The organism is Streptomyces sp. L500 (genome assembly GCF_054551825.1).
The window spans coordinates 36436-57574 of sequence record NZ_JBTOLC010000007.1; the positions used below are offsets into that span (position 1 = coordinate 36436).

Here is a 21139-nt window from a genome sequence, read left to right on the forward strand (position 1 = left end):
GCAACCGAACGCACCACAGGGAGAACCCCAGACAATGAACCGCAAGACGTTGGTCCTGCCGACCGTGGCGGGCCTGCTGGCACCCGTGCTCGTCGCCTGTGGCGGAAGCGCGGGATCCGGCGGCGGCAAGGCCATCGTCATCGGCACCACCGACCGGTTCGAGCAGACCACCGACGCGCCCGCGCCCTTCGACCCGGCCGCCGCGTACGACGTCGGCGTCTGGAACGTCCTCCACAGCGGTTTCCAGACGCTGCTGCGCCTGCCGCGCTCGGGCACCGGGCCGGTCGCCGACGCGGCCGAGAGGTGCTCCTTCGGCGACCGCAACAGCGAGCAGTTCCGCTGCACGCTGCGCAAGGGCCTGAAGTTCACCAACGGGCACGCGCTCACCGCCGAGGACGTCAAGTTCTCCATCGACCGCGCCCGGCGGATCAACTTCGAGAACGGCCCGGTCTCCCTGCTGAGCAACATCGACAAGGTCGAGACCCCCAGCGAGCTCGAGGTCGTCTTCCACCTCAAGACGCCGGACGCCACCTTCCCGCAGAAGATCGCCACCCCGGCCGCCGCCATCGTCGACAGCGAGTCCTACGCCAAGGACAAGCTGGACGACGGCTTCAAGGTGGTCGGCTCCGGCCCGTACGCCATCGACACCGAGGTCAAGGACGACCGCGTCACCAAGGTCACCTTCACCCGGAACAACGACTACCAGGGCCCGCTGAAGCTGCAGAACGACAAGGTCGAGATGCGCTTCTTCGACGACTCCACGTCGATGGAGAAGGCCCTGAAGGCCGGCGACATCGACGTGATCAACCGTGCCCTGCTGCCCGAGCAGATCGACCGCCTGCGCACCGCCAGCGGCCAGGGCGTCCGGCTGCACGAGTCGCCCGGCGCCGAGACCAGCTTCCTGGCCTTCAACACCGAGGACTCCACGGTCAAGAACAAGGCCGTCCGCCAGGCCGTGGCCCAGCTCGTCGACCGTCAGGCGCTGACCCGCGACGACTACCACCGGACGAACGAGCCGCTGTACTCGATCGTGCCCACCGGCGTCGCCGGCCACCAGAACTCCTTCTCCAACAAGTACGGCGAGCCCAGCGTGGAGAAGGCCAAGGCCATCCTGCGCGGCGCCAACGTCACCTCGTCGGTGCCGCTCGTCCTCACCTACGCCACGGACCACTACGGCGAGGCCACCGAGAAGTCCTTCAAGTCGCTCCAGAAGCAGCTCAACGACAGTGGTCTGTTCGACGTCAAGCTCCAGGGCGTGAAGTGGGCGGACTTCCGCCCCGAGGCCGCCAAGGGCAAGTACGCCGTCTACGGCATCGGCTGGTTCCCCGACTTCCCGGACCCGGACAACTTCGTCGACCCGTTCGTCGGCAAGGACAACTTCCTCGGGTCGCCCTACAAGAACTCGAAGATCATCAACGAGCTGATCCCGCAGTCCCGGCTGTCCTCGCAGCGCGACGCCGCGGCCCGGTTCTTCCAGCAGGCCCAGGACATCGTCGCCGACGACGTCCCGGTGCTCCCGCTGTGGCAGGGCAAGCAGTACGTCGCGGCCCGGGACAAGATCACCGGCGCGGAGTGGGCCCTCAACGCGGCGGCCGAACTCCAGCCGTGGGAGCTCGGGCGCGGCGTGTAACGCCCCCCCACCGGCCGGTCACCCCGGATCACCGACAGCTCCATCGCACCACCTGTTTCACCAGTTCCACCTGCTTCATCTGCTCCACAGAACGCGTTACAGCTCAAGACATCCCGTCAGCGAACCAAGAACTGTGAGGAATGCGCACGTGAGGAAACGTGACCAGTGGCTCGCCGCCCCGCTTGGCGCGGGGCTTGCCGCCGCCCTGCTGAGCGGGTGCGGTTCGGACGACGGCACGGCGGCCGGCACCGGTGAGTCGGTGGTCATGGGGATGTCGGACGAGGTGCAAGCCACCGACCCGGCCTCCGGTTACGACCCCGGTTCCTGGCTGCTCTTCAACAACGTCTTCCAGTCGCTGATGAGCTTCCCCAAGGGCGGCACCACGCCCGTGCCGGACGCCGCCAAGAGCTGCAAGTTCAAGGACGAGAACAGCACCGTCTACCAGTGCGAGCTCCAGGACGGCCTGAAGTTCAGCAACGGTGACGACCTCACCTCCGAGGACGTCGCCTTCTCCTTCCGCCGCACCCTGAAGATCAACGACAAGGACGGTCCGGCGTCCACGATGCTCTCCACCATCGGGAGCATCAAGACGCCGGACAAGTCCACCGTCGTCTTCCAGCTCAAGCGCCCGGACGCCACCTTCCCGCTGAAGATAGCCTCCGGCGCCGGGTCGATCGTCGACCACAAGGAGTACCCGGCGGACAAGCTCCGCACCGACGGCAAGGCCATGGGCTCCGGCGTCTACAAGCTGGACTCCTACGACAAGTCCAAGGCCGTCTTCAAGGTCAACGGCTCCTACAAGGGCCCCGCCGTCGTCCAGAACAGCGGCATGACCCTCAAGCTCTTCCACGGCGACCAGGACGCCCTGAAGTCCGCCGTCCAGAAGGGCGACGTCGACCTCGCCTACCGTGGTCTCGCCATCAAGGACATCGCCGACCTCGAGGCCACGTCCAACGAGAAGGGCGCGGTCAAGGTCGTCGAGGGCAACAGCGCCGAGGTCCAGCACCTGGTCTTCAACACCAAGGACCCGGTGGTCGGCAAGGTCGGCGTGCGCAAGGCCATCGCCTACCTCATCGACCGCAGCACCCTCGTCCGCGACGTCTACAAGCGCACCGCCGAGCCGCTGTACTCGGTCGTGCCCAGCGGCATCACCGCCCACAAGACGCCGTTCTTCGACGTCTACGGCGACCGCCCGCAGCCCGAGAAGGCCAAGGCGGCCCTCGCCTCCGCGAACGTCAGCGGCAAGGTGAAGCTCACCCTGTGGGCCACCCCGGTCCGTTACGGCCCGGGCACCGTGGCCGAGTTCAAGGCGATCGCCGACCAGCTGAACGCCAGCGGCCTGTTCGAGGCCGACGTCCAGAGCGTGCCGATCGATCAGTACGAGAAGGACATCGCGGCCGGCAAGTACGGCGTCTACGTCAAGGGCTGGGTCCCCGACTACCCGGACCCCGACAACTTCACCGCGCCGTTCTTCGGCGACGACAACGTCCTCGCCAACAACTACCAGTCGAAGGACATCGCGGGCATCCTCCCCGCCACCGCCGCCCAGGGCAGCCGCGCGGCGACCGTCAGCGACTTCGCCAAGCTCCAGAACGCCGTGGCCCAGGACGTGCCCGTCATCCCGCTGTGGCAGGGCAAGCAGTACGCCGTCGCCAACGAGCGGATCTCGGGTCTCCAGTGGACCCTCGACGCCTCGACCGTCTTCCGTTTCTGGGAGATCAGCAAGGGCGGCAAGGGCTGACCCGTCCTCACGTCGAAGGGAAGCGCCCCGGCGCACGATCGGATCGTGCGCCGGGGCGCTCTTCGTTCTGGCGTGAGGCTTACTGGGCGCCGGGACGCACCAGACCGCTCTCGTACGCGTAGACCGCGGCCTGCACCCGGTCACGCAGGCCCAGCTTCGTCAGCACATGACCCACATGCGTCTTGACCGTCGTCTCGCTGACGAACAGATCCGCGGCGATCTCCGCGTTGGACAGCCCCCGGGCCACCAGCTTCAGCACCTCGACCTCACGGTCCGTCAGCGTGTGGAGGGTGTCCGGCAGCGGCTCCTCACCCGACGGCAGGTGCCCCGCGTACTTGTCCAGCAGCCGGCGCGTGATGCTCGGGGCCAGCATGGCCTCGCCACCCGCCACCACCCGGATCGCCTGGACCAGCTCATGGGCCGGCGCGTCCTTCAGCAGGAAGCCGCTCGCCCCCGCGCGCAGCGCCTCCACCACGTACTCGTCCAGATCGAACGTGGTCAGCACCAGCACCTTCGCCGGGCCGTTCCGCTCCGGGCCGGTGATCTGCCGGGTGGCCTCCACCCCGTCCATGCGGGGCATCCGGATGTCCATCAGCACCACATCGGGCTGCAGCGCCCGCACCTGCTCGAGCGCCTGCAGACCGTCCCCGGCCTCCCCGACGACCGCCAGGTCCTGCTCGGCCTCCAGGATCATGCGGAAGCCGGTGCGCAGCAGCGGCTGGTCGTCGACCAATAGGACGCGGATCGCCACAGGAACTCTCCTTCGTTAGACCTCGTCCATTCTGCCCTGCGAGCCCTCCCCGGAGGCAGCCGGACCGTCGCCCGCCGCGCGCGGGGCCGGGACGACCGGCAGCGGGTACGGCGGGGGAGTGCCACCGAACTCCGGGCACACCGCCTGGTGGTCGCACCAGCCGCACAGCTTGGTGGGCCGCGGCCGCCAGTCGCCCGTCTCCGTGGCCAGCGAGATCGCCTCCCACAGAGCGCGCAGCTTCCGCTCCACCGCCAGCAGCTCCGCCTCGACCGGGTCGTACGTCAGCACGTCCCCGCTGCCCAGGTAGACCAGCTGGAGCCGGCGCGGGATCCGCCCGCGCAGCCGCCAGATCACCAGCGCGTAGAACATCATCTGGAACAGCGGCGTCTCCCGGAACCGCGGCGCCGGGGCCTTGCCCGTCTTGTAGTCCACGATCCGCACATCACCGGCCGGCGTCACGTCCACCCGGTCCACGATGCCGCGCAGCGTCAGGCCCGACGGGCCCGCGTCCGTCAGCACCGTCTCCACGAACAGCTCGCGCTCGGCCGGCTCCAGCCGCGTCGGGTCCTCCAGCGTGAACCAGCACTCGACCAGCCGCTCCGCGTCCGCCAGCCACGTGCCCAGCCGTTCCTCGTCGTGCGAGCCGTCCTCCCGGACGAACAGCTCCGCCAGCTCCGGCTTCGCCGCCAGCAACCGCTCCCACTCGCCCGGCACCAGCCCCCGGGCCCGGGGAACCGTGCGCTCGGCCGCCGGGGCGTCGAAGAGCCGCTCCAGCACCGCGTGCACCACCGTGCCCCGCGTGGCCGCGGCGCTGGGCTTCTCCGGCAGCCGGTCGATCACCCGGAAGCGGTAGAGCAGCGGGCACTGCATGAAATCGGCCGCACGGGACGGCGACAGCGAGGCCGGCCGGGCGGCGCCGGCCCGCCCGGCGGAGTTCTCGGAGGCGGTATCCATGACACAGACCCTACGGCCCGTAACCGACAGTCGGCCGCATACCATCGACGGTAGGGCCCGTCACCCTGCATGATCGGGAGAACACACCGGCCCCGGACCAGGGCCGGACAGGACGAGGGGACACCGTGGACGACAGCGGGCAGGGCCGATCCGGCGCGGGGGGCGCCGGCCACCAGGCCGGGCCCGAGGACCGCGGGCCGCGCCGACCGCCGGAGACGGGCGGCGGGATCCTCATGGGCCGGCCCTTCGGGGTGCCCGTCTACGTCGCCCCCAGCTGGTTCCTCGTCGCCGGCCTGATCACCTGGGTCTTCGGCGGCCAGCTCGACCGGGTCCTCCCCGAGCTCGGCGGCGTCCGCTACCTCGTCGCCCTCTTCTTCGCCGTCGCCTTCTACGCCTCCGTGCTCGTCCACGAGCTGGCCCACACGGTCGCCGCCCTGCGCTTCAAGCTCCCCGTGCGCCGCATCCAGCTCCAGTTCTTCGGCGGCGTCTCCGAGATCGAGAAGGAGAGCGAGACCCCCGGCCGGGAATTCGTCCTCGCCTTCGTCGGCCCCCTGCTCTCCCTGATCCTCGCCGGCGTCTTCTACCTCGCCATGCTCGCCGTCGAACCCGGCACCGTCCCCGGCGTCCTGCTCGCCGGGCTGATGATCTCCAACCTCCTGGTCGCGGCCTTCAACCTCCTCCCCGGCCTGCCCCTCGACGGCGGCCGGATGCTCCGCGCCGTCGTCTGGAAGATCAGCGGCAAGCCCATGACGGGCACCGTCGCCGCCGCCTGGGTCGGCCGCGCCCTCGCCGTCGCCGTCCTCGTCGGCCTGCCCCTGCTCACCCACGGCGGCGACACCGAGGACCTCGGCGGCGTCGACACCCTCACCGACGCCCTGCTCGCCGCCATCCTCGCCGCGATCATCTGGACCGGCGCCGGCAACAGCCTGCGCATGGCCCGCCTGCGCGAACACCTCCCCGAGCTGCGCGCCCGCGCCCTCACCCGGCGCGCCGTGCCCGTCGAGGCCGCCACCCCGCTCTCCGAGGCCCTGCGCCGCGCCAACGAGGCGGGAGCCCGTGCCCTCGTCGTCGTCGACGGGCAGGGCACCCCCAGGGCGCTCGTCCGCGAGGCCGCCATCGGCGGCGTCCCCGAACACCGCCGCCCCTGGGTCGCCACCGGCTCGCTCGCCCAGGACCTCACCGACGGCATGCGGGTCTCCGCCGACCTCTCCGGCGAGGAGCTCCTGGAAGTGCTGCGCGCCACACCGGCGTCCGAGTACCTGGTGACCGAGGAGACCGGCGAGGTCTACGGCGTGCTCTCGGCCGCCGACGTCGAGCGCGCCTTCGTCGCGGCCATGGCCCGCCCGACGGGCTGACCGCCGCCGGGGCGGACCCCGGACCGTGGTGCCGGGCCCCTTCCGGGCCCGGTACGCTGGTCACATGTCCGAACCGACCGGTGCCGCCCGCCGTCGCGGGCCCTTCCAGGTCGGGGACCAGGTCCAGCTCACCGACCCCAAGGGTCGCCACTACACGTTCACGCTCGAAGCCGGGAAGAATTTCCACACCCACAAGGGTTCCTTCCCCCACGACGAGCTGATCGGCGCTCCCGAGGGCAGTGTTGTCCGCACCACGGGGAACGTCGCGTACCTCGCGCTGCGTCCCCTGCTCCCCGACTACGTCCTGTCCATGCCCCGCGGTGCCGCCGTGGTCTACCCCAAGGACGCGGGGCAGATCCTGGCCTTCGCCGACATCTTCGCCGGCGCGCGCGTCGTCGAGGCGGGAGTGGGCTCCGGCTCGCTCAGCGCCTTCCTGCTGCGCGCCATCGGCGACCAGGGCATGCTGCACTCCTACGAGCGCCGTGAGGACTTCGCGGAGATCGCGAAGGCGAACGTCGAGCGCTACTTCGGCGGCCCGCACCCCGCCTGGCAACTGACCGTCGGCGACCTCCAGGACAACCTGTCCGACACGGACGTCGACCGCGTGATCCTCGACATGCTCGCCCCCTGGGAGTGCCTGGAGGCCGTCTCCAAGGCGCTCGTCCCCGGCGGCATCCTCTGCTGCTACGTGGCGACCACCACCCAGCTGGCGCGGACCGTGGAGTCCATCCGCGAGATCGGCTGCTTCGCCGAGCCCCAGCCCTGGGAGTCGATGATCCGCAACTGGCACGTGGAGGGCCTCGCGGTCCGCCCCGACCACCGGATGATCGGCCACACCGGCTTCCTCGTCACCGCCCGCCGCCTCGCCGACGGCGTGGAGCCCCCGATGCGCCGCCGCCGCCCCGCCAAGGGCGCCTACGGCGAGGACTACGAGGGCCCCAACAAGGGCTGACCCGCCCGGAACAAGGGCTGACCCGCCCGTACGAACCACCAGTGCGCCGCCGCCGTGCTCCGCTCCCCGCGGAACTCGGCGGCGGCGCACGTGCGTTGGGTGACGCTCAGGGCCCCGCCCGCCGTTCACCGGCTTAACGGCCGTGTGGCACGATGCGGACGATCCCGGTCCCCGCAGTCCTCGCAGGAGTCAGCGCGTGCAGCCCCCGGCAGGTCCCGACCGTTCCGACGCCTCCGCCCCCCTCCCGCACACCCGGTCCCGCCCGGCGCACTGGCTGGCCACCGCCGCCGCGCTGGCCGCGGTGATCCTGGGCGCCGCCCTGACCGGCCCCGGTGACGCCACGGCCGGCGCCACCGCGCCCGCGAAGGCCCCGGCGGGCCCGCCGGCCGCCGCCCCGGACCCGGGCGCCGCGCGCTATCCCGTCGACTGCGGCCCCACCCGCCCCGAGGTGGTCCGGCGCGCCACCGCCGACCTGGACGGGGACGGGCGGCCCGAGACGGCCGTCGAGGTGCGCTGCGGCTCCGGCGGGGGCACCCGGCCCAGCGGCGTGTACGTCCTCGCGGCCCCGGCCGCCCCGGGCGCGGCGCCCCGGGTCGTGGCGACCCTGGTGGACCCCAAGGAGGGGATGAGCATCACCGGCCTGGACGCGACCGGCCGGACGGTTTCGGCCACTCTCCTCGGCTATTCCGGCAGCGGCGTGCCCCGCTGCTGCCCGGACCTGCGCAGGGCGGTCAAGTGGCACTGGAGGGACGGCCAGTTCGTCCTGACGGCACAGCCTGTTGCGGAGAGTGCCTGAACCGTCACATGAGGTGACGATGCGTTATTCGGCGTCCGGGCCGAAGACCTCGACCTTGTCGGAGACGCGGCGCACGTGGATGCAGTCGCCGGGGCACTCGTTCGCCGAGTCCCGGACGTCGTTCAGCAGCGTCAGCGGCACGGGGGTGGTGGCACCCTTGTCCTGGAGAAGCTCGTCGTCGGCGCTCTTCACATAGGCGAGACCGTCGATGTCGAGCTCGAAGACCTCGGGGGCGTACTGGGCGCAGATGCCGTCGCCGGTGCAGAGGTCCTGGTCGATCCAGACTTCGAGCTCTTCTTCCTGCGCGGTCATCTCGCCTGCCGTTTCCTGCGTTCGTGAATCAATTGGAGCCAGCCCTGACGGGTGTTGACCGAGTCGACGATACAACCGCCCGCTTTCCGATGTTGATGGGTGGGTATCCCCCTCACGTGAGGACGTGCGCAAGGGTGAAGATCGGACACACTCCGACCGGGTTTGTGATCTAGGGGTTTCAACCTGCACCGGCCCAGGTAGGGTCAGGAAGCGTCCAGCTCCCCTTGGAGGAGGTGAGGACCGTGGCAGCCCACGACGACGACATGAACCGCGGCATCCGGCCGGGACGAGGGTCTGACGACCCCGCGGGCCAGGTTGCCTATCTCGAGCAGGAGATCGCCGTCCTGCGACGCAAGCTCGCCGACTCTCCGCGTCACACGAGGATTCTCGAGGAGCGGATCGTCGAGCTCCAGACGAACCTGGCCGGCGTCTCCGCGCAGAACGAACGGCTCGCGAACACCCTCCGTGAGGCCCGCGACCAGATCGTGGCCCTCAAGGAGGAGGTCGACCGCCTGGCCCAGCCCCCCGCCGGCTTCGGCGTCTTCCTCGCGGCCAACGAGGACGGCACGGCCGACATCTTCACCGGAGGCCGCAAACTCCGGGTGAACGCGTCCCCGAGCGTCGACGTCGAGGACCTCCGGCCCGGCCAGGAGGTCATGCTCAACGAGGCGCTCAACATCGTCGAAGCCATGGCCTTCGAGCGCCACGGCGACATCGTCACCCTCAAGGAGATCCTCGAGGACGGCGAACGCGCCCTGGTCATCGGGCACACCGACGAGGAGCGGGTGGTGCGGCTCGCCGAGCCCCTGCTGGACACCACCATCCGCCCCGGCGACGCCCTCCTGCTGGAGACCCGCTCTGGCTACGTCTACGAGGTCATCCCCAAGAGCGAGGTCGAGGAACTCGTCCTCGAAGAGGTCCCGGACATCGACTACACGAAGATCGGCGGCCTGGGCAACCAGATCGAGCTGATCCGCGACGCCGTCGAGCTCCCCTACCTCTACCCCGACCTCTTCAAGGAGCACGAACTGCGCCCGCCCAAGGGCGTCCTGCTCTACGGCCCTCCCGGCTGCGGCAAGACCCTCATCGCCAAGGCCGTCGCCAACTCCCTTGCCAAGAAGGTCGCCGAGGTCACCGGAAAGCCCGCCGGGAAGAGCTTCTTCCTCAACATCAAGGGCCCCGAGCTGCTCAACAAGTACGTCGGCGAGACCGAGCGGCACATCCGGCTGATCTTCCAGCGCGCCCGGGAGAAGGCCGGCGAGGGCACCCCCGTGATCGTCTTCTTCGACGAGATGGACTCCCTCTTCCGCACCCGCGGCTCCGGCGTCAGCTCGGACGTCGAGAACACCATCGTCCCCCAGCTGCTCTCCGAGATCGACGGCGTCGAGGGCCTGGAGAACGTCATCGTCATCGGCGCCTCCAACCGCGAGGACATGATCGACCCCGCGATCCTGCGCCCCGGCCGCCTCGATGTGAAGATCAAGATCGAGCGCCCGGACGCGGAGGCCGCCAAGGACATCTTCTCGAAGTACCTGACCGAGACCCTCCCGCTGCACGCCGACGACCTCGCCGAGCACGGCGGGGACGCCAGGGTCACCGTCGAGGGCATGATCCAGTCGGTCGTCGAGCAGATGTACGCCGAATCCGAGGAGAACCGCTTCCTGGAGGTCACCTACGCCAACGGTGACAAGGAAGTCCTCTACTTCAAGGACTTCAACTCCGGAGCGATGATCCAGAACATCGTGGACCGGGCCAAGAAGATGGCCATCAAGGCCTTCCTGGACCACAACCAGAAGGGCCTGCGCGTCTCCCACCTGCTCGCCGCCTGCGTCGACGAGTTCAAGGAGAACGAGGACCTGCCCAACACCACCAACCCGGACGACTGGGCCCGGATCTCCGGAAAGAAGGGCGAGCGGATCGTCTTCATCCGCACCCTCGTCACCGGAAAGCAGGGCGCGGACACCGGCCGCTCCATCGACACCGTGGCCAATACCGGCCAGTATCTGTAACACCGCCGTCCGGCTGCGGATGTCCCTGTTGCTGTGCCTTCCCCGCCCCCTCGAGGGCGGGGAAGGAGCAGGGCGTCCGCAGCCGGACGCGTTTTGCACCATGCGTTGCACCACTCGTGGGACGCGGACATGCCGCCGTCCGCGCGGGGCACCAACCCCAGCAATGACTGTAATGATCTCCCCAGCGCCGCAAAGCCGTTCTAGGCTCTTCGGTGGTACCACCGCGAAGCGCAGTGGGGGATCGGGGACCGTACACGGACCGGAAGCGCAGCGGTACTTGAGCGCCGACCCCACCCGGGGGCGCCGCCGGGCAAGGAGGGCCGCATGACCGTACGGCGAGTAATGGGCATCGAGACGGAGTACGGGATCTCCGTCCCCGGTCACCCGAACGCCAATGCCATGCTCACCTCGTCCCAGATCGTCAACGCCTACGCGGCCGCGATGCACCGGGCACGCCGTGCCCGCTGGGACTTCGAGGAGGAGAACCCGCTGAGGGACGCCCGTGGCTTCGACCTCGCCCGCGAGGCCGCGGACGCCAGCCAGCTCACGGACGAGGACATCGGCCTGGCCAATGTCATCCTCACCAATGGCGCTCGGCTCTACGTCGACCACGCCCACCCGGAATACAGCTCACCGGAGATCACCAACCCCCGGGACGCCGTCCTGTGGGACAAGGCGGGCGAGCGCATCATGGCGGAGGCGGCCGAACGCGCCGCCCAGCTGCCCGGCGCCCAGCCCATCCACCTCTACAAGAACAACACCGACAACAAGGGCGCCTCCTACGGCACCCATGAGAACTACCTGATGAAGCGGGAGACCCCCTTCTCGGACATCGTCCGCCACCTGACCCCGTTCTTCGTCTCCCGCCAGGTCGTCACCGGCGCCGGCCGCGTCGGCATCGGCCAGGACGGCCACGAGCACGGCTTCCAGATCAGCCAGCGCGCGGACTATTTCGAGGTCGAGGTCGGCCTGGAGACCACCCTCAAACGGCCCATCATCAATACCCGCGACGAGCCCCACGCCGACGCCGAGAAGTACCGCCGGCTCCATGTGATCATCGGCGACGCCAATCTCTCCGAGATCTCCACCTACCTCAAGCTCGGCACCACCGCCCTGGTGCTCTCCATGATCGAGGACGGCTTCATCGCCGCCGACCTCGCCGTGGACCAGCCCGTCCGCACCCTCCACCGGATCAGCCACGACCCCTCGCTGCGCCGGCTCGTCACGCTCCGCAGCGGCCGCACCCTCACAGCGGTGCAGCTCCAGATGGAGTACTTCGAGCTGGCCCGCAAATACGTCGAGGACCGCTTCGGCGTGGACGCCGACGAGCAGACCAAGGACGTCCTCTCCCGCTGGGAGGACGTCCTCGGCCGGCTGGAGCGGGACCCGATGAGCCTGGCCGGGGAGCTGGACTGGGTGGCCAAGCTGGAGCTGCTGGAGGGCTACCGCCGCCGCGACGGCCTCGACTGGTCCGCGGCCCGGCTGCAGCTCGTGGACCTCCAGTACGCGGACGTCCGCGCCGACAAGGGCCTCTACAACCGTCTCGTGGCCCGCGGCAAGGTGCGCAGGCTCCTGGACGAGGCCGACGTCGCCCGCGCCCGTACCGCCCCGCCCGAGGACACCCGGGCCTACTTCCGGGGCCGCTGCCTGGAGCAGTACGCGGACGACGTCGCCGCCGCCTCCTGGGACTCCGTGATCTTCGACCTGCCGGGCCGCGACTCCCTCCAGCGCGTCCCCACCCTGGAGCCGCTGCGGGGCACCCGCAACCACGTCAAGGAGCTCCTGGACCGCTGTCGCACGGCCGAGGACCTGGTCCGGGTGCTGTCGGGCGGCTGAGCGGGGCCCCTGCGGGGTCTTAAGGGCCGGGTGAAACGGGAATCATCCCGGTGGCTCCGGGACGTTGTAGCAAGTGCAGGGCCGATCCCCGACCCTGCTTGTAGGGTCGGATCTTGAACGTCTCGTGTACGTGTACGTCGAAACCGAGCGGGGTGAGGGGTATGGCGACCAAGGACACCGGCGGCGGACAGCAGAAGGCCACGCGTGCGACGGAGGAGGTCGAGGAGCAGGCGCAGGACGCGCAGGTCTCCGAGGACCTCAAGGAGCGCCAGGAGAAGCTGTCGGACGACGTGGACTCCGTGCTGGACGAAATCGATGATGTGCTCGAAGAGAACGCCGAGGACTTCGTACGTTCGTTCGTGCAAAAGGGCGGGCAGTAGGGCCGGTGATCCGTCCCGTGCCCGCCGGGGCACGGGACGGAGGGCTGGAAGGCCCGGGGGTATGGTCCGTGCAGTATTTCAAGATCTCTTCGAAGGATTCGTGTGGAAGCCAACTTTTCTGGCACAGGGCGTCTGCCGGCTCCCTTCCTGACGCCGGGCTCGTCGTCCTTCATGGACTTCCTGGCGCAGCACCAGCCCGAGATGCTGCCGCGCAACCGGCAGCTGCCGACGCAGGGCGTCATCGAGGCGCCGCACGGCACGACGATCGTCGCCGCGTCGTTCCCCGGGGGAGTGGTGCTGGCCGGTGACCGGCGGGCCACGATGGGCAATGTCATCGCGCAGCGGGACATCGAGAAGGTCTTCCCGGCCGACGAGTACTCGGCCGTGGGCATCGCCGGCACGGCCGGGCTGGCGGTGGAGATGGTCAAGCTGTTCCAGCTGGAGCTGGAGCACTTCGAGAAGGTCGAAGGCGTCTCGCTCTCCCTGGAGGGCAAGGCGAACCGCCTGTCGACGATGATCCGCAGCAACCTCGGCATGGCCATGCAGGGCCTGGCCGTGGTGCCGCTCTTCGCCGGCTGGGACGTGGACCGGCAGAAGGGCCGCATCTTCTCCTACGACGTCACCGGCGGGCGCTCCGAGGAGCACGGCTACGCGGCCACGGGCTCCGGCTCGCTGTTCGCGCGCGGTGCGCTGAAGAAGCTGTTCCGTGACGACCTCACGGAGGGGCAGGCGGCCACGCTCGTCGTCCAGGCGCTCTACGACGCCGCCGACGACGACTCGGCGACCGGCGGTCCCGACCTCGCGCGCCGTATCTACCCGATCGTCATCGTCATCACCGACGAGGGCTTCCGGAGGCTCACCGAGGCGGAGAGCTCGGAGATCGTCCGGGCCATCCACGAGCGCCGGCTCGAGGAGCCGGACGGCCCGCGCGCCGCTCTGCTGTGACGCTCCGAGCGATCCTCTGAGCTCTTGATGTCCTCGTCACCCACAGAAAGGGACGGATAGCGGTGTCGACGCCGTTCTATGTCTCACCCCAGCAGGCCATGGCCGACCGCGCCGAGTACGCCCGCAAGGGCATCGCGCGCGGCCGCAGCGTCGTGGTCCTCCAGTACAACGATGGCGTTGTCTTCGTCGCCGAGAACCCGTCCCGCGCGCTGCACAAGGTCAGCGAGATCTACGACCGGATCGCGTTCGCGGCGGTCGGCAAGTACAACGAGTTCGAGAACCTGCGCATCGGCGGCGTCCGCTACGCCGACCTGCGTGGTTACACATACGACCGTGACGACGTCACCGCTCGCGGCCTGGCGAACGTCTACGCGCAGACACTGGGCACGATCTTCTCGAGCGCGGGCGAGAAGCCCTACGAGGTGGAGCTGATCGTCGCCGAGGTGGGGGCCGCCCCCGAGGACGACCAGATCTACCGGCTGCCGCACGACGGCTCGATCGTCGACGAGCACGGCTCGGTGGCGGTCGGCGGCAACGCGGACCAGATCAGCAGCTATCTCGACCAGCGGCACCGGGACGGGATGACGCTGTCCGAGGCGCTCAAGCTCGCCGTCGAGTCGCTCGCGCGCGACACGAACGGGAGCGAGCGGACGCTGACGGCCGAGCAGCTCGAGGTCGCGGTGCTGGACCGGAAGCGGCCGCAGCAGCGGAAGTTCAAGCGGTTGCTGGGGCGGCAGCTCCAGAGGCTGCTGGACGAGGGGTCGGGCTCGGCCGAGTCCTCGGAGGGCTCGGAGGGCTCGGAGGAGGAGTAGACCCCGGTTGTCCTCGAACGCCGGACGGGCTGCGTGGCAGCCCGTCCGGCGTTTGAGGACCGGGGGCAGGGGAGGAGCCCCGATTACGGGAAGGGGCGGGTCGGGGGAGGGGCCACGCCGGACGACGCGCGCGGCACCAGCTCCACCGGCAGCGCCGCCGACGCCGGTGCCCCGCCGTCCAGGACGGCCACGAGCGCCCGCATGCCCGCTTCCCCCACCGCCTCCGCCGGCAGCCGCACCGTCGTGAGCTCCGGCTCCAGGGCGCTCGCGAGCGGCAGGTCGTCGAAGCCGGTCACCGAGACGTCGTCCGGCACGCGGAGCCCCAGTCGTCGCGCCGCCTTGCAGGCGCCCGCCGCGAGGACGTCGCCGTCGCAGATCAGGGCGGTCGGCCGGGCGTCCGGCCCGCCCGGTGCGGTCAGGGCGCGTGCGGCGGCCAGGCGGCCGGAGGCCACGTCGAGGGCGGCGGGCTCGGTCCGCAGCACCGTCCCGGCCGTGCCCCGGAGGGCCTCGGCGAGGGCCCGGGCCCGGACGCGGAAGGTCCAGGAGTCGATGTCGGCCGCGATGTGCGCGAAGCGCCGGTGGCCGAGGGCCAGGAGATGCTCCGTCACCTGCCGCATGCCGTCGGCGATGTCGAGGTTGACGGTGGCCGGGGCGTCGGTCCGGTCGGGTTCGCTGTCGAGCATCACCAGCGGGAGGCCGCCCTCGCGGAGGTCGGCCAGGGCCTCGGCCGCGATCGAGGAGGCGATCACGCCGTCCAGCGTCGCGCGCGCGGAGGCGAAGGGGTCGCGGGCGGGCCCGGTGCCCTCCGGGGAGGGGTAGAGGACCACGCCCATGTCGTGCTCGGCGGCGGCGCGGGCCGCGCCGGTGTAGACGCGGGCGAAGAATTCGTTGGTGAGGGCCGGGACGACCAGCAGCGCCGTCCGCGCGCGGCCGAGCCGCAGACTGCGCGCGGTGAGGTTGGGCCGGTAGCCCAGCTCGCGGGCGGCGGCGCGCACCGCCCCGGCGGTCCGCTCGGAGACCCTTCCACGCCATTTCTCGCCCATGACCAGCGAGACCGTCGCCTGCGAGACCCCCGCCGCCCGGGCCACGTCCCGGCTGGTGGCCCGGGCGGCCGCCGCGTGCCGTCCCCGGACGGTCGGCCACCGTTCGCCCCCGCCGCCCCCGCGCTCCTCGCGTTCCCCGCTCTGGACCTCCGTCACCGCTGCCGCGCCCCTCTCCGCTGCCGCTGTCACCACGCGGGTTGGACCCGCGAGCTCCGATCATGGTACGTATGACTCTTCTAGTTATACGTAAAACCGGGATCGCTCGGTCAAAAACGATCGGTCAAGGACGAGAGGCGGACAATGGCGGCGGCGGGCGGCGGTTACGTCGACATGCTCAAGACACGGCACGCGGCGCGACTGCTGACCGGCACCCTGGTGGGCCGGCTGCCCAACGCCACGGCCGCGCTGGCGATCGTCCTCTTCGTCCGCGCCGAGGGCGGCAGCTACACCCTCGCCGGCGCGCTCTCCGCGGTCTACGGCGTGGCCAACGCGGTCGGTCAGCCGCTGCTCGGCCGGGCCGTCGACCTCTACGGCCAGCCCCGTGTCATCCTGCCCGCGGCCCTGATGACCGCGCTGGGCATGGCGGCCTTCACGGTCGTCGGCCTGGACCCGGTGCCCCTGTCCTACGCGGCCATGATCGTGGCCGGCTTCTTCGCGCCCCCGCTCGAGGGCGGGCTGAGGGCCCTGTGGCCGTCGGTCCTGAAGAACGAGGACGACCTCCACGCCGCGTACTCCCTGGACGCGATAGCGCAGGAGCTGATCTACGTGGTCGGCCCGCTGATCGTCACCCGGATCGTCGCCATCTGGTCCGAGGCCGCCGCGCTGAACGCCCTCCACCTGATGGGCGTCATCGGCGCCCTCGCGGTCGTGACCTCGCCGCCCTCCCGCACGTGGCGCAGCGAGCCCCGTGAGGCCCACTGGCTGGGGGCGCTCCGCTCCCGGGGGCTGCTGGTGCTGCTGGGCACCTTCTTCTGCATAGGTTCCGCGCTCGGCTCCATAGCCGTCGCCGCGGTCTCCTATGGAGACGCGCACGGTGGCGGCAACGTGGCCGGCTGGCTGCTGTCGGCCCTGGGCGTCGGCGCTCTGATCGGTGGTTCCATCCATGGCGCCCGGCAGTGGCCCGGCACTCCGGAGCAGCGCCTGCGGGTGCTCGTCGGCGGCCTGGCGCTGTTCTACGTGCCGCTGCTGCTGGTGCCGGGTGCGGTGGCGATGACGGTTCTCGCCGGGGTGGCGGGCCTGTTCCTCGCGCCCTGTCTGGCCACCGCCTTCGTGGTCGTGGACCGGCACGCGCCGCGGGGCACGGTGACCGAGGCGTTCTCCTGGCTGGTGACGTCCTTCGGCGTCGGCGCGGCGATCGGTACGGCCTTCGTGGGGCCGGCGGTCCAGTCCGGCGGCGCCGGTGCGGGTTTCCTCGTCGCGGTGGGCAGCGGGGTCGCGGCCCTGCTGGTGATCGTCGCCTTCCGGGCGTCCCTGCGGGCCCCCGAGAAGGCGTCCACCGTCGTGGCCCGGTCGGAAAATGATCGGAACGGTGCGGTCGAACCCGGTTTCAGCGCAGGGCATCAGGCGTAATGTTCAGGCATGGACCGCCGCATTTTCGGGCTGGAGAACGAGTACGGCGTCACGTGCACCTTCAGAGGACAGCGCCGGCTGTCCCCTGACGAAGTGGCGCGGTACCTCTTCCGCCGTGTCGTTTCCTGGGGCCGCAGCAGCAATGTCTTCCTGCGCAATGGCGCCCGTCTCTACCTGGATGTGGGATCGCACCCGGAGTACGCCACTCCGGAGTGCGACAGCGTGACCGAGCTGGTCACCCACGACAAGGCGGGCGAGCGCATCCTCGAGGGTCTGCTGGTCGACGCCGAGCGCCGCCTGCACGAGGAGGGGATCGCGGGCGACGTCTATCTCTTCAAGAACAACACCGACTCCGCCGGGAACTCCTACGGCTGCCACGAGAACTATCTCGTCGCGCGGCACGGGGAGTTCTCGCGTCTCGCGGACATCCTCATTCCCTTCCTCGTGACGCGGCAGCTGATCTGCGGCGCGGGAAAGGTGCTCCAGACCCCGCGTGGCGCGGTGTACTGCGTCAGCCAGCGGGCCGAGCACATCTGGGAGGGCGTCAGCTCCGCCACCACGCGCTCGCGCCCGATCATCAACACGCGGGACGAGCCGCACGCCGACGCCGAGCGCTACCGCAGGCTCCACGTCATCGTCGGCGACTCCAACATGTCCGAGACGACCATGCTGCTGAAGGTCGGTGCCACCGACCTCGTCCTGCGCATGATCGAGGCCGGTACGGTCATGCGCGACCTCACCCTGGAGAATCCCATCCGGGCCATCCGCGAGGTCAGCCACGACATCACCGGCAGACGCAAGGTGCGCCTGGCCAGCGGCCGGGAGGCCTCCGCCCTGGAGGTCCAGCAGGAGTACTACGAGAAGGCCGTGGACTTCTGCGAGCGCCGCGGCATCCGGACGGGCACGGTCGAGCGGGTCCTGGAGCTGTGGGGCCGTTCGCTTGAGGCCATCCGGGACGAGAATCTGGACCTGATCTCCACCGAGATCGACTGGGTGATGAAGTACCAGCTCATCGAGCGGTACCGGGCCAAGAACAACATCACCATGTCCCACCCGAGGATCGCGCAGATAGATCTGGCCTATCACGACATCCACCGCCGCCGGGGGCTGTACTACCTGTTGGAGAAGCGCGGTCAGGCGGCCCGGGTGTGCAATGACATCAAGATTTTCGAGGGGAAGTCGGTGCCCCCGCAGACGACCCGGGCCCGGCTGCGCGGTGATTTCATCCGTCGCGCCCAGGAACAGCGCCGGGATTTCACCGTCGACTGGGTCCATCTGAAGCTCAACGACCAGGCGCAGCGAACGGTGTTGTGCAAGGACCCCTTCAGGTCGGTGGACGACCGGGTGGAGAAGCTGATCGCGGGAATGTGAGCGCGATTCGGGGGTGTGAGGGGCACGGATGTGCGCCGGGTCCGCCGGGCCCGGCGCACATCCGTGTCGGACGGGGTTGATCGGCGGGAGACAGGCCGTAGAGTGGCGCACACTGCCCAGCGACCCCTACAGCCCGAGTTGGACTTCATGAACCACACGAAGAACGCGCGTCGCCTCGCCGCGGCGTTGGCCGTGCCCGTCCTGCTGCTGACCGCCGCGGCGTGCGGGTCCGAGGACGGCAAGTCTTCCGACGCCAAGGTGACGGTGAAGGGGAAGTTCGGGGAGAAGCCCGAGATCTCCGTGCCGAAGGACGCCAAGCCGGCGGACAAGCTGGTCGTCAAGACCCTGACCGAGGGCTCGGGTGACAAGGCGGAGAAGGGTTCGTTCGTCCGTCTGGACTTCGCCGGGCAGACGATGAAGGACAACAAGCCGCTCGGCGGCACCTGGACGCCGCAGGAGGGTGCCACGCCGGGCGCCCCGCGCCGGCAGCTGGTGCAGCAGCTGGGCCAGCCCAGCCAGGAGATGCCCGCGAAGGTCCTCGACGCGGTGATCGGTCAGAAGGCCGGTTCGCGGGTGGAGGTCGAGGGCACCGCCAAGGCGCTCATCGGCGACCAGCTGAACCCGCAGGCGGGCGTCAAGCCGGAGGACGGCCTGGTGTGGGTGATCGACGTGGTCGGTGCCCAGAAGGTCGACGCCAAGAGTGAGGCCAAGGGCGATCAGGCCAAGCCCGAGGAGGGCATGCCGGAGGTCAAGTACGTCTCCCAGAAGGCCGCCGAGATCACCATTCCCAAGGACACCAAGGCGCCCACCGATCTCAAGGAGCAGGTGCTGATCAAGGGCACCGGTCCGGAGATCAAGGCCGGGGACGGCCTGATCGCCCAGTACACGGGTGTGAAGTGGGAGGACGGCAAGAAGTTCGACTCCTCCTGGGACCACGCGGGTGCCACGGCCTTCCAGATCGGTACCGGCTCGGTCGTCCAGGGCTGGGACAAGGGCCTGGTCGGCAAGCACGTGGGGGACAGGGTCGAGCTGGTGATCCCGCCGAAGCTGGGCTACGAGGGCCAGGCGCAGAGCGGCCTGGACAAGAACACCCTGGTCTTCGTCGTCGACATCGTGGGCAAGGTCTGACCCCGGCCGGGGGTCTGCCAGAATTGCACGGTTGTCCACAGCATCTTTCGTAGGAGAACTTTCGTGAACATCGAGAAGCCCGAGATCGACTTCCCCGAGGGTCAGCCGCCGGCCGACCTGGAGATCGTCGACATCTGGGAGGGCGACGGCGCCGAGGCCAAGGCCGGCGACTTCGTGAAGGTCCACTACGTGGGCGTGGCCTTCTCCACGGGCGAGGAGTTCGACGCCAGCTGGAACCGCGGCAGCGCGCTGGAGTTCAAGCTCGGTGCCGGCCAGGTCATCCAGGGCTGGGACAAGGGCATCCAGGGCATGAAGGTCGGCGGCCGTCGCCGGCTGACCATCCCGGCGCACCTCGCCTACGGCGAGCGTGGCGCCGGTGGCGGTGTGATCGCCCCGGGCGAGACGCTGATCTTCGTTTGCGACCTGATGGGCGTCTGAGACTCAAGCGAACGAAGGCCGAGGGCCCGTGCCGCCTGGCACGGGCCCTCGGCTTTTGTCGTTCGACCCCTGAGCGGTACGGTCAACGGTTGAGAGCACAAGTAGAGAGGGCGTCGATGGCGATTGCCAAGGCCGAGCGGCTGATGAGTCTGGCGCTGTGCCTGCTGGGCACACGTCGGCCGCTGACCAAGGGGGAGTTGCGGGGTTCGATCGAGGCGTACATCGAGGCTTCGGCTTCGAGCGGTGCCTCCGATGGCGGCGAATCCCCGAAGGACGACGCCTTCAACCGGATGTTCGAGCGGGACAAGGAAGACCTCCGCGAGCTCGGCCTGATCATCGAGACCGTCGAGGGCGTCGACGGCGAGACCGGCTATCTCGCCCGCCGCGACAGCAACCGTCTCCCTCCGATCACCCTCGACGTCGAGGAGGCCGCTGCCCTGGGGCTGGCGGCCAAGGTCTGGCAGCAGGCCCGGCTCGCCGGTGCCGCCAGCGGCGCCCTGCAGAAGCTGCGCGCCGCCGGGATGCCGCTGGCGGAGGACCCGTACGAGGGGCAGAGCGCCCTGGAGACGCGGATCCCCGTGCACGAGGCGGCCTTCGAGCCGCTGATGCTCGCGGCCCGCGACCGCCGCGTCGTCGTCTTCGACTACCGCAAGGCCAACGCCGCCCACCCCGAGCAGCGCAAGGTCGAGCCCTGGGCGCTGGAGTGCTGGCGTGGCCACTGGTACCTGGCGGGCTGGGACCGCGAGCGGGACGCCGAGCGGGTCTTCCGGCTCTCCCGGATCACCGGGAAGGTCCGCTCCCGGGCGCTGGCGTTCACCGCGCCCGTGCCCGACCACGTCACGGTGCGTACGACGGTGGAGAGCTGGGCGGGCGAGACGGCCACCGGTACGGCCCGGATCAAGGTGCGCGCCGGCCACGGCTATCCGCTGCGCTCCCGGGCGGTGGCCTCCCGTGACCTGGGCGACGGCTGGGACGAGCTGGAGATCCCCTACGGTCACGGCCTGGACGCCTGGCTGGTGGAGTTCGGCGCCGACGTCCTGGTACTGGAACCCGCCGAGCTGCGGGCCGATGTGATCGAGCGGCTGCGTGCCGTGGCCAAGGGCTGAGAGGAACGGGA

19 protein-coding genes are annotated in these 21139 nt (G+C 70.1%); 15 read left to right on the forward strand and 4 right to left on the reverse strand.

All coding sequences use genetic code 11. The features are described 5' to 3' along the window. The first annotated feature begins 34 nt into the window (after positions 1-34). Together ACX9I7_RS09775 and ACX9I7_RS09780 are read left to right on the forward strand one after the other, a co-directional pair. Entirely contained in the window at positions 35-1630 is a 1596-nt protein-coding gene (locus ACX9I7_RS09775; RefSeq protein WP_387577155.1) for an ABC transporter substrate-binding protein, read from the forward strand. Positions 1631-1778: 148 nt separating this feature from the next. Further along, complete coding sequence (locus ACX9I7_RS09780; protein ID WP_387577157.1) at positions 1779-3371, forward strand: ABC transporter substrate-binding protein; 1593 nt, start codon at positions 1779-1781, stop codon at positions 3369-3371. 79 nt (positions 3372-3450) lie between these two features. On the opposite strand, the gene ACX9I7_RS09785 is transcribed toward ACX9I7_RS09780, so the two are convergent. Both ACX9I7_RS09785 and ACX9I7_RS09790 read right to left on the reverse strand, forming a co-directional pair. Beyond that, entirely contained in the window at positions 3451-4122 is a 672-nt protein-coding gene (locus tag ACX9I7_RS09785; RefSeq protein ID WP_126913439.1) for a response regulator, read from the reverse strand. Between the two features lie 15 nt (positions 4123-4137). Further along, the gene (locus ACX9I7_RS09790; protein ID WP_459387092.1) at positions 4138-5076 is read right to left on the reverse strand and encodes a RecB family exonuclease; all 939 of its coding nucleotides are present in this window, start codon (positions 5074-5076) and stop codon (positions 4138-4140) included. Positions 5077-5201: 125 nt separating this feature from the next. Between ACX9I7_RS09790 and ACX9I7_RS09795 the strand changes: the two genes are divergently transcribed. The 3 genes from ACX9I7_RS09795 to ACX9I7_RS09805 all read left to right on the forward strand — a co-directional run bounded on the left by ACX9I7_RS09795 (position 5202) and on the right by ACX9I7_RS09805 (position 8179). After that, positions 5202-6431 (forward strand): site-2 protease family protein, encoded by a 1230-nt coding sequence (locus ACX9I7_RS09795; RefSeq protein ID WP_387577162.1) that lies wholly within the window; start codon positions 5202-5204, stop codon positions 6429-6431. 64 nt (positions 6432-6495) lie between these two features. Beyond that, positions 6496-7383, forward strand: a complete 888-nt coding sequence (locus tag ACX9I7_RS09800; protein WP_189453755.1) for a tRNA (adenine-N1)-methyltransferase — start codon at positions 6496-6498, stop codon at positions 7381-7383. Positions 7384-7579: 196 nt separating this feature from the next. After that, complete coding sequence (locus tag ACX9I7_RS09805; RefSeq protein ID WP_387577164.1) at positions 7580-8179, forward strand: hypothetical protein; 600 nt, start codon at positions 7580-7582, stop codon at positions 8177-8179. 24 nt (positions 8180-8203) lie between these two features. Here the strand turns inward: ACX9I7_RS09805 and ACX9I7_RS09810 are convergent, their stop codons facing one another. Further along, positions 8204-8491 carry a ferredoxin gene (locus tag ACX9I7_RS09810; RefSeq protein ID WP_387577166.1) on the reverse strand — a complete coding sequence of 96 codons (288 nt, stop codon included), beginning with the start codon at positions 8489-8491 and terminating at the stop codon, positions 8204-8206. Positions 8492-8733: 242 nt separating this feature from the next. On the opposite strand from ACX9I7_RS09810, the gene arc reads away from it, so the two are divergent. From arc to prcA, 5 genes are all read left to right on the forward strand, one after another. Next, positions 8734-10500, forward strand: a complete 1767-nt coding sequence (gene arc, locus ACX9I7_RS09815) for a proteasome ATPase (RefSeq protein ID WP_189453761.1) — start codon at positions 8734-8736, stop codon at positions 10498-10500. Between the two features lie 324 nt (positions 10501-10824). Continuing rightward, positions 10825-12336: a depupylase/deamidase Dop gene (gene dop / locus ACX9I7_RS09820; RefSeq protein WP_387577169.1), complete on the forward strand. Its 1512-nt coding sequence runs from the start codon at positions 10825-10827 to the stop codon at positions 12334-12336. A 161-nt stretch (positions 12337-12497) separates the two neighbouring features. Then, positions 12498-12716 carry a ubiquitin-like protein Pup gene (locus tag ACX9I7_RS09825; protein ID WP_126913432.1) on the forward strand — a complete coding sequence of 73 codons (219 nt, stop codon included), beginning with the start codon at positions 12498-12500 and terminating at the stop codon, positions 12714-12716. Between the two features lie 102 nt (positions 12717-12818). Next, positions 12819-13661, forward strand: a complete 843-nt coding sequence (gene prcB, locus ACX9I7_RS09830) for a proteasome subunit beta (RefSeq protein WP_126913431.1) — start codon at positions 12819-12821, stop codon at positions 13659-13661. Positions 13662-13723: 62 nt separating this feature from the next. Next, positions 13724-14473 carry a proteasome subunit alpha gene (gene prcA / locus ACX9I7_RS09835; RefSeq protein ID WP_459387093.1) on the forward strand — a complete coding sequence of 250 codons (750 nt, stop codon included), beginning with the start codon at positions 13724-13726 and terminating at the stop codon, positions 14471-14473. An 83-nt stretch (positions 14474-14556) separates the two neighbouring features. Here the strand turns inward: prcA and ACX9I7_RS09840 are convergent, their stop codons facing one another. Continuing rightward, positions 14557-15561 carry a LacI family DNA-binding transcriptional regulator gene (locus ACX9I7_RS09840; RefSeq protein ID WP_387577240.1) on the reverse strand — a complete coding sequence of 335 codons (1005 nt, stop codon included), beginning with the start codon at positions 15559-15561 and terminating at the stop codon, positions 14557-14559. Between the two features lie 255 nt (positions 15562-15816). Here ACX9I7_RS09840 and ACX9I7_RS09845 point away from each other — a divergent pair, with 255 nt between their 5' ends. The 5 genes from ACX9I7_RS09845 (at position 15817) to ACX9I7_RS09865 (ending at position 21128) form a co-directional block, all read left to right on the forward strand. After that, complete coding sequence (locus ACX9I7_RS09845; protein WP_358622237.1) at positions 15817-17085, forward strand: MFS transporter; 1269 nt, start codon at positions 15817-15819, stop codon at positions 17083-17085. Between the two features lie 9 nt (positions 17086-17094). Next, positions 17095-18456 (forward strand): Pup--protein ligase, encoded by a 1362-nt coding sequence (gene pafA, locus ACX9I7_RS09850; protein WP_126913428.1) that lies wholly within the window; start codon positions 17095-17097, stop codon positions 18454-18456. 147 nt (positions 18457-18603) lie between these two features. Beyond that, positions 18604-19584 (forward strand): FKBP-type peptidyl-prolyl cis-trans isomerase, encoded by a 981-nt coding sequence (locus ACX9I7_RS09855; RefSeq protein WP_387577174.1) that lies wholly within the window; start codon positions 18604-18606, stop codon positions 19582-19584. Between the two features lie 63 nt (positions 19585-19647). Next, positions 19648-20022, forward strand: a complete 375-nt coding sequence (locus ACX9I7_RS09860) for an FKBP-type peptidyl-prolyl cis-trans isomerase (protein ID WP_387577176.1) — start codon at positions 19648-19650, stop codon at positions 20020-20022. Positions 20023-20138: 116 nt separating this feature from the next. Further along, positions 20139-21128 carry a helix-turn-helix transcriptional regulator gene (locus tag ACX9I7_RS09865; protein WP_358622245.1) on the forward strand — a complete coding sequence of 330 codons (990 nt, stop codon included), beginning with the start codon at positions 20139-20141 and terminating at the stop codon, positions 21126-21128. Positions 21129-21139 lie beyond the last annotated feature (11 nt).

What these genes read in the sequence shown, in the direction of transcription:
- ACX9I7_RS09775 (WP_387577155.1), top strand. Translation starts at nt 35, where the DNA reads ATGAACCGCAAGACGTTGGTCCTGCCGACCGTGGCGGGCCTGCTGGCA.
- ACX9I7_RS09790 (WP_459387092.1), bottom strand. Translation starts at nt 5,076, where the DNA reads ATGGATACCGCCTCCGAGAACTCCGCCGGGCGGGCCGGCGCCGCCCGG.
- ACX9I7_RS09800 (WP_189453755.1), top strand. Translation starts at nt 6,496, where the DNA reads ATGTCCGAACCGACCGGTGCCGCCCGCCGTCGCGGGCCCTTCCAGGTC.
- ACX9I7_RS09810 (WP_387577166.1), bottom strand. Translation starts at nt 8,491, where the DNA reads ATGACCGCGCAGGAAGAAGAGCTCGAAGTCTGGATCGACCAGGACCTC.
- dop (WP_387577169.1), top strand. Translation starts at nt 10,825, where the DNA reads ATGACCGTACGGCGAGTAATGGGCATCGAGACGGAGTACGGGATCTCC.
- ACX9I7_RS09825 (WP_126913432.1), top strand. Translation starts at nt 12,498, where the DNA reads ATGGCGACCAAGGACACCGGCGGCGGACAGCAGAAGGCCACGCGTGCG.
- ACX9I7_RS09845 (WP_358622237.1), top strand. Translation starts at nt 15,817, where the DNA reads ATGGCGGCGGCGGGCGGCGGTTACGTCGACATGCTCAAGACACGGCAC.
- pafA (WP_126913428.1), top strand. Translation starts at nt 17,095, where the DNA reads ATGGACCGCCGCATTTTCGGGCTGGAGAACGAGTACGGCGTCACGTGC.
- ACX9I7_RS09855 (WP_387577174.1), top strand. Translation starts at nt 18,604, where the DNA reads ATGAACCACACGAAGAACGCGCGTCGCCTCGCCGCGGCGTTGGCCGTG.
- ACX9I7_RS09865 (WP_358622245.1), top strand. Translation starts at nt 20,139, where the DNA reads ATGGCGATTGCCAAGGCCGAGCGGCTGATGAGTCTGGCGCTGTGCCTG.